The sequence below is a fragment of the Actinoplanes awajinensis subsp. mycoplanecinus genome (genome assembly GCF_001509495.1).
GTDB classification, from domain to species: Bacteria; Actinomycetota; Actinomycetes; order Mycobacteriales; family Micromonosporaceae; genus Actinoplanes; species Actinoplanes palleronii.
Genome location: NZ_LLZH01000311.1, coordinates 48,451 through 55,579 on the forward strand (window position 1 = coordinate 48,451; position 7,129 = coordinate 55,579).

The window sequence follows — 7,129 nt, forward strand, 5'->3', positions numbered from 1 at the left end:
CATGACCAGCACCTTCCCCGACCTGCCCGTCGTGGTCATCGGCGCCGGACCGGTCGGCCTGGCCGCCGCCGCCCAGCTGGCCGAACGCCACCTGCCGTTCCTCGTCCTGGAGGCCGGTGACGGGCCGGCCGCCGCCGTCCGCGACTGGGGCCACGTGCGGCTGTTCTCCCCGTGGCGGTACAACATCGACCCGGCCGCCGCCCGGCTGCTCGAGCAGGCCGGTTGGATCCGCCCCGACGACACTGCACTGCCCACCGGCGCCCAGCTCGCCGCCGACTACCTGCAGCCCCTGGCCGACCTGCCCGACCTCAAACCGCACCTCCGCTACGCCGCGAAGGTCGCCGCGGTCACCCGCCTCGGCCTCGACCGCGTGCGCAGCCTCGGCCGGGAGAACACCCCGTTCCTGGTCCGGCTCGCCGACGGTGAGGACATCCTGGCCCGGGCCGTCATCGACGCCTCCGGCACCTGGAGCACCCCGAACGTGCTCGGCGCCGCCGGCATCCCCGCGCACGGCGAGACCGCCGCGACCGCGTTCGTCGAATCCGCCCTGCCGGACGTGCTCGGCCGGGACCGGGACCGGTTCGCCGGCCGGCACACCCTGGTCGTCGGCGCCGGACACTCCGCCGCCAACACCCTGCTCGCGCTGGCCGACCTCGCCGAGCAGGCGCCGGGCACGACGGTGACCTGGGCGATCCGGGCGGGCAGTCCGGCACGCACCTACGGCGGCGAGTCCGCCGACGCGCTGCCCGCCCGCGGCGCTCTCGGCTCCCGGCTGCGCGACCACGTCGAGAACGGCACCATCACCCTGCTCACCGGCTTCTCCGTGGACAGCCTCACCGCTGACGGCGACCAGATGCGGGTTTCCGGCGGCGAGCAGACCGTGAGCGTGGACCGGATCGTGGCCGCCACCGGGTTCCGGCCCGACCACACCATCACCGGCGAGCTGCGCCTGGACCTCGACCCGATCCTCGGGTCCACCCGCGCCCTCGCCCCGCTGATCGACCCGAACGAGCACTCCTGCGGCACCGTCCCGCCGCACGGCGTCGACGAACTCACCCACCCCGAGCCCGGCTACTACGCCATCGGCGTCAAAAGCTACGGCCGGGCGCCCACGTTCCTGCTCGCCACCGGCTACGAGCAGGCCCGCTCCGTGGTCGCCGCCCTGGCCGGCGACTGGGACGCCGCCCGCGACGTGCAACTCGACCTGCCCGAGACCGGGGTCTGCAACAGCAACCCCGTCGACGGTGCCCTGGTCACCTCGGGCGACGAACCCGCCGAGCAGCAGTCCGGCGCCTGCTGCTGACCACGGTGAACACCGTCAACGCGCCGGCCGCAGCCCGCGGCCGGCGGGTGTCCCACGGCTGGAGGATCGTCGCCGCCTTCGCGATCACCCAGACCATCGGGTACGGCACGCTCTACTACGCCTTCGCCGTGCTGTTGCATCCGATCGCCGCCGGCCTGCACACCTCGGCCGCGGTCGTCACCGGCGCGTTCACCACCGCGATCCTCACCCAGGCCGCGGCCGCCATACCCGTCGGACGCTGGCTCGACCGCCACGGCGGCCGCGCCCTGATGACCACCGGCACGATCCTCGGCGCCGGCATGCTGGTGGCCTGGTCCCAGGCCCGCACCGTCGGGCAGCTCTACCTGATCTTCGCGGGGCTCGGGGCCGCGATGGCGATGACCCTCTACGAAGCCGCCACCTCGGTCCTGGTCTCGTGGTTCGACGCCACCCGCCGCCCGGCGGCGATCCTCGGCATGATCGTCGTCGCCGGGTTCGCCAGCACCATCTTCATGCCGCTCACCGGCGGGCTCACCGAACGCTACGGCTGGCGCACCACCCTGCTGATCCTCGCCACCGTCTACGCGAGCGTCGCCGTCCCGCTGCACGTGCTCGTCGTGCGCCGCCCACCAGCAACCTCGCACTCGTCGCGGCGCCACGCCACCACGAACCGCCGGATCGTGATCCGGGCCGCGGTCCGCGACAGCCGGTTCTGGTGGCTGACCGTAGCCTTCGTCGCCCACGCCGCCGCGATGACCACCATGACCGTCCACCTCGTCGGCTATCTGGTCAGCCGTGGCCACCCCGCCACCTTCGCCGCGACCGTCGCCGGGCTGCTCGGCGTGCTGTCCGTCACCGGCCGGCTCCTGCTCACCGCCACCGGCCGCCGTCTGCGGTTGCACCGGGTCGTCGCCGCCATCTTCGCCCTGCAGGCCGCCGCCGCGCTCAGCCTGCCCGCACTCGCCGGGACCCGCCTCGGCGCGATCATCGCCGTCACCGGGTTCGGGCTCGGCTTCGGCATCTCCAGCCTCGCCACCCCGCAGCTGCTCGCCGACCGTTACGGCACCACCGCCTACGCCAGCATCGCCGGCACCCTCGCCGCCTTCGTCACCCTCGCCAAGGCCACGGCACCGCTGGCCGCCGCCGGACTGCTCGTCGCCCACGGCGGATACCGGACCGTCATGACCGCCGTCGGCGCCGCCTGCCTGACCGGCGCCGCCGGGATCCTCACCCGCGCCCGAACCACCCCACGGGCCACCTCCGACGTCCCGGCATAGATCGCCGCTGCCGCCCGCCGGGTGACGCCGCGCCGCTCAGGCCCGCTGCCAGGCCTGCTGGAGTTCGGCGAAGCTCTGGTGGAAGCCGGGGAAGGTCTTCCGTACGCAGTCGGGGTCGTCGAAGCGGATGCCCGGCGTGCGGATGCCCAGCACGCTCATGCTCATGGCGATGCGGTGGTCGGCGCGGGTCTGCACCAACGCCGCGTGAGGCACGCCGGGGATGATCTCGAGCCAGTCGGGCCCCGCGTGGATGATGATGCCGCATGCGCCGAGGGCGGTGGCCATCGCGTCGATGCGGTCGGACTCCTTGAACCGGACGTTGCCCACGTCGGTGATCCGGACCGGGCCGTCGGCGTACGGGGCGATGGCGGCCAGGGTCATCATCGTGTCGCTGATGTCGCGCATGACGACGTCGCCCGGACTGTGCAGCTGCGCGGGGCCGGTCACCGTGGTCCGGTCGTCGTCCACGGTGACCTGGCAGCCCATCGCGGTGAGGACCTCGGTGGCGAACCGGAGGTCGCCCTGCAGCGATCGGCGGCCGAGCCCGAGAACGGTCACGGTCCGGCCGGTGACCGCGGCGGCCGCGAAGAAGTACGACGCGGTGGACGCATCCGGCTCGACGACGTAGTTCCTCGCCCGGTACGTGCCCGGCTCGACGACGATCCGCGATCCGTCACGGGTGGCGACCGCACCGAACTCGCGCATCATGGCGAGCGTCAGCTCCACGTACGGCACGGAGACCTCGTCGAGGACCTCGATGGCCAGGCCGTTCTTGGTGGCGGGCGCCATCAGGCACAGGGCGCTCAGATACTGGCTGGACGTGCCGGCGTCCACCTGGACCGGTCCACCGGCCACACCGTCGGCGGCGATCCGCCACGGCAACCGGTCACCGGCGGCGGGCTCCACCCGTACGTCGAGGGCCCGGAGCGCGCGCAGCAGCGCCCCCATCGGCCGGGCCCGCATCTGCTCGCTGGCATCGATGCTGAACTCGCCGCTGCCCAGCGCCACCAGCGCCGGCAGGAAGCGTGCCGCGGTGCCGGCGTCATGGCACCAGGCGGTCGCGGTGCCGGCGGGCGGTCCGGAGGGGCTGCCCGTGATGCTCCAGACCTCCTCGTCCCGCTGAACGGCGAAGCCGAGCGCGGCCAGCGCACCGGCGAACGCCACGGTGCTCAGGCCGCGGTCGCGGGGATCCCGGCAGCCGGGATCCCCGCGACCGATCGGGTGAGTGCAGAGGACGTCAGCGCTGGTAGACGTCCGGCACGCCGTCCTGGTCGTCGGCGCTCTCCTTGAGATGGGCTGGTCAGTCATCGCCGGTGTCCAGGAACGTCGCGAGATCGCTCATCCGCTCGCGCCAGAACTGCTCGTAGGACGCGTAGAAGTCGCGGGCCGCTACTGGTCGCTGACCGGAAGGGACACCACGTCGATGTGAGTGATCGTCATACGCCCATGGCCAGTAGGAGATTTCCTACCGGTCAAGGGTGCAGCCGTCGTGTCCTTTGCAGGTGCGCAGCTTCTGCAAGGAGTCGTGCTACTGGGCGGTGCGGTCGGCGGGCAGTTCGGCGGCGGTGTTGGTGAGTTCGTCCGGGTCGGTGGACCGGTCGTAGTACTCCTTGGCGCCGTTGTCGTACTCGACATAGGTGAAGTCCGGACCGCGCAGTGCGGCGTAGGTCGGCGGGGTCCCGCTGGCCGGTGTCTGCTTATCCGGATCGTCGGCGGCGTAACCGGGGCCGTGGTGCTCGATCAGGCCGGTGGTGCGCCAGCCGATCGCCCGGCCGTCGTGCAGCAGCGTGACGAGACTGCGCCCGTCCACGGCGGGGCCGGGTGTGAGGCCGCTGAGTTCCTCGAAGGTGGGTCGCAGGTCGATGTTCTGCACCGCGGCGTCGATGGAGACTCCCCGGCGTACACCCGGCCCGGCCATCATCAGCGGCACGTGCACGTCGTGGTCGAAGGCGGTCTGCTTTCCCGCGGTCAGACGATGCTCGCCCAGGTGGAAGCCGTTGTCCGAACTGAAGACGACGACGGTACGGCCGGCCAGCCCGGCCTTCTCCAGGGTCTGTCGCAGGTTCCCGATCATCCGGTCGATCGACAGCACCGACTGTGCCCGCTTGCGATAGGCGGTGTCGATCGCGGTCATTTGCCCGTCGGTCAGTGGAGCCCGCCCGGCCAGCCAGGCTGGCGCGTCCGCGGGCAGTGTGTCGAAGGACGGCCCACGCGGCGCAGTCAGTCCGGGGAACGCCTGCTCGTCCTGCGGCGCCGGGGTGTACGGGCCGTGCGGCGCGAACGTGGCGACCTCGAGCAGGAACGGCTCACCCGCCGCGGCGGACGCGGTGATGAACGAGGACGCCTTGCCTTCGATGACAGTGGTCAGGTAGTCCTCGGGCCTCTTGCCGTAATGCTTGACCGTGCCGTTGTGCGGGAAGCGCCCGGTGAGGATCGACGACCGCGACGGGCAGCAGAGCGAGTCGGTCACCGTGTACTGCGAGAACGTCGTGCCGTCGGCGGCCAACGCCTGCACGTTCGGCATGAACTGCACCAGGTTCGCCGAGAGGTCGTCGGTGAGCACGAGGACGATGTTCGTCGGTCCGTCCTCGCCATCCACGCCGGTCTCCGGACCCGCACACGTGCCAGCGGTCGTGCCGAGCAGCAGCGTCACCGCGGCGAAGGCCAGACCGGCGCGCAACAGTCGATTCTTCATCGTCCGGACGCTATGAGCCGATCGATCGACGACGACCAGAGCGGTGTTCGAATTCGTCAAGATGCCCGGTCGGTCAGCGCCAGTGGCGGGCGTACTTCCTGCGGTACTTCTCGTCCGGTTCGGCGGCGATCAATGCGGTCGCCGTGGTGCGTACGGCCTCGTCCGAGGTGGCGTCGTGCAGCGTGCGCAGCGTCTCGACAAGGTCGCTGCGGACCAGGGTGCCGTTCTTCTCGGCGAAGCTGTCCTGGTAGCGCTGCGTGATGACGTCGAGCAGGACACGGCGCTGTACTCCGCCAGCCAGGCCGATCCGCCACAGCGAGCGCAGGCTGTGCCGGGCGGTCACGAACCTCGGGTCCTTGGTCACCGTGAGCAGCGCCTCGAGATCGTCGCCGAGGATGCGTCCGGAGGTGTCGTGCGCGGCCAGGTTGCACAGCAGCTGAGCAGCGATCGAGCGGACATGGTTGTCATGGTCGCCGAGATGCGCGACCACGTCGTCCCAGACCTCCCCGGCCCACGACACCGGCTGCTCGGACTCGGCCAGCAGCGCGCGGTAGGCCACACCTCGCCGTTCGGCGTCCTGCACCCACAGATCCCCGATCACGCCCCGAGCCTAATCCCGCGTGGTGCGCCTCGGCCGCATGCCGCGGGTGACCATGGGGCCGCTGTGGTGGCGCCGTACGCGTACGGTGTGTCCTGGTGTGCCGGGAAGCCTGGTCGGCGAGTGGAATGACGCCGACTGCCGGAGGTCCCGTGATGCTTGCCCGAATTCTGCTCGCTACCGGCGGGCTCGTCCTGCTCACCCTCGCCGCTGATCATCTCGTGCTCGGTTCGTCACGGCTGGCGATGCGGCTACGGATCTCGCCCGTCGTGGTGGGTGTGGTGGTCATCGGGCTGGGAACCTCGGCGCCGGAGTTCCTGGTGTCGGGTGTCGCCGCCGCCCGCGGCGACTCCGGGATCGCGGTGGGCAACCTCGTCGGTTCGAACGTTCTCAACCTGACGTTGATTCTCGGCCTGGCCGGCCTGGTGGGGTCGTTGGCGGTCACCTCGACGGTGGTCCGCCGCGAGGTTCCGCTGGCTGTCGCCGCCGTCGCGGTGTTCGCGTTCGCTGGTCCGGGCATGGCCGCGACGAGCGGCGGCTGGCCGGTGAGGTTGCTGAGTTCACCGAGGACCCGGCGCCCCTGCCCCTCCCACTGGTCGGCGCGCGGGTTCCGGGCTGGGCCGAACCGATTCGTGTCGTCCTCGCGCTGGGCGGGGTCCTGGCCGGCGCTCAACTTCTGGTGGCGAACGCCGCCGTGGTCGCCGCGGATTTCGGTGTTCCCCAGCTGATCGTCGGTTTCACCCTCGTGGCGGTGGGGACCTCGCTGCCGGAACTGGTCACCACGGTGGCCGCGCAGCGGCGCGGCGAGTCGGAGCTGGTGGTCGGGAATCTGTTCGGCAGCAACCTGTTCAACAGCCTGATCGGGGGATCCGTGGTGGGCCTGGCCTCCGGCGGCACCGCGATCAGGACCGCTGTGGTGCCACTGGTCGCGATGATCGTCACCAACGGGCTCGCCTGGGCGTTGCTACGCCGCGGCCTGAGGCTCGGCCGCGGCGAGAGCCTGGTGTTGCTGTGCGCCTACGTGCTGACGCTGCCGTTGCTGCTGTCCTCGTGATCCTGACCAGCGGTGCCGGCTGCTAGGTTGATCGCAGGTGTGCCGGGAAGTCTGGTCGGCGAGCGATGACGGCTGCCCGGATCCGAGAGGCACACCCGAGATGACCACGCTTTCCTGGATCACCGTCGTGGTGTTCGTCGCGGCGTACGTGCTGATCGCGACCGAGAAGATCAATCGGGTGGCGGTCGCGCTCGGCGGCGCATCGATCATGCTGGCGCTCGGT

Annotated in this window: 5 protein-coding genes and 1 pseudogene; 3 read left to right on the top strand and 3 right to left on the bottom strand. The window is 71.4% G+C overall.

What is annotated here, in order from left to right; translation table 11 throughout:
- Position 1: 1 nt before the first annotated feature.
- A complete protein-coding gene (locus ADL15_RS40240; RefSeq protein WP_083972365.1) occupies positions 2 to 1,303 on the top strand; it encodes an FAD-dependent oxidoreductase in 1,302 nt (433 codons plus the stop codon).
- Positions 1,304 to 1,308: 5 nt separating this feature from the next.
- On the top strand, positions 1,309 to 2,559 hold the full coding sequence (locus tag ADL15_RS40245) for an MFS transporter (RefSeq protein ID WP_198171218.1): 1,251 nt from the start codon (positions 1,309 to 1,311) through the stop codon (positions 2,557 to 2,559).
- Between the two features lie 36 nt (positions 2,560 to 2,595).
- Here ADL15_RS40245 and aroA read toward each other — a convergent pair whose 3' ends face one another.
- The 3 genes from aroA to ADL15_RS40265 form a co-directional block, all read right to left on the bottom strand.
- A complete protein-coding gene (gene aroA / locus ADL15_RS40250; protein WP_067703249.1) occupies positions 2,596 to 3,723 on the bottom strand; it encodes a 3-phosphoshikimate 1-carboxyvinyltransferase in 1,128 nt (375 codons plus the stop codon).
- Between the two features lie 364 nt (positions 3,724 to 4,087).
- Complete coding sequence (locus tag ADL15_RS40260; protein ID WP_067703258.1) at positions 4,088 to 5,254, bottom strand: sulfatase family protein; 1,167 nt, start codon at positions 5,252 to 5,254, stop codon at positions 4,088 to 4,090.
- A gap of 73 nt (positions 5,255 to 5,327) precedes the next feature.
- The gene (locus ADL15_RS40265; RefSeq protein WP_067703262.1) at positions 5,328 to 5,855 is read right to left on the bottom strand and encodes a hypothetical protein; all 528 of its coding nucleotides are present in this window, start codon (positions 5,853 to 5,855) and stop codon (positions 5,328 to 5,330) included.
- Between the two features lie 152 nt (positions 5,856 to 6,007).
- Here ADL15_RS40265 and ADL15_RS40270 point away from each other — a divergent pair.
- Positions 6,008 to 6,906 (top strand): annotated as a pseudogene (locus tag ADL15_RS40270) (sodium:calcium antiporter).
- Positions 6,907 to 7,129 lie beyond the last annotated feature (223 nt).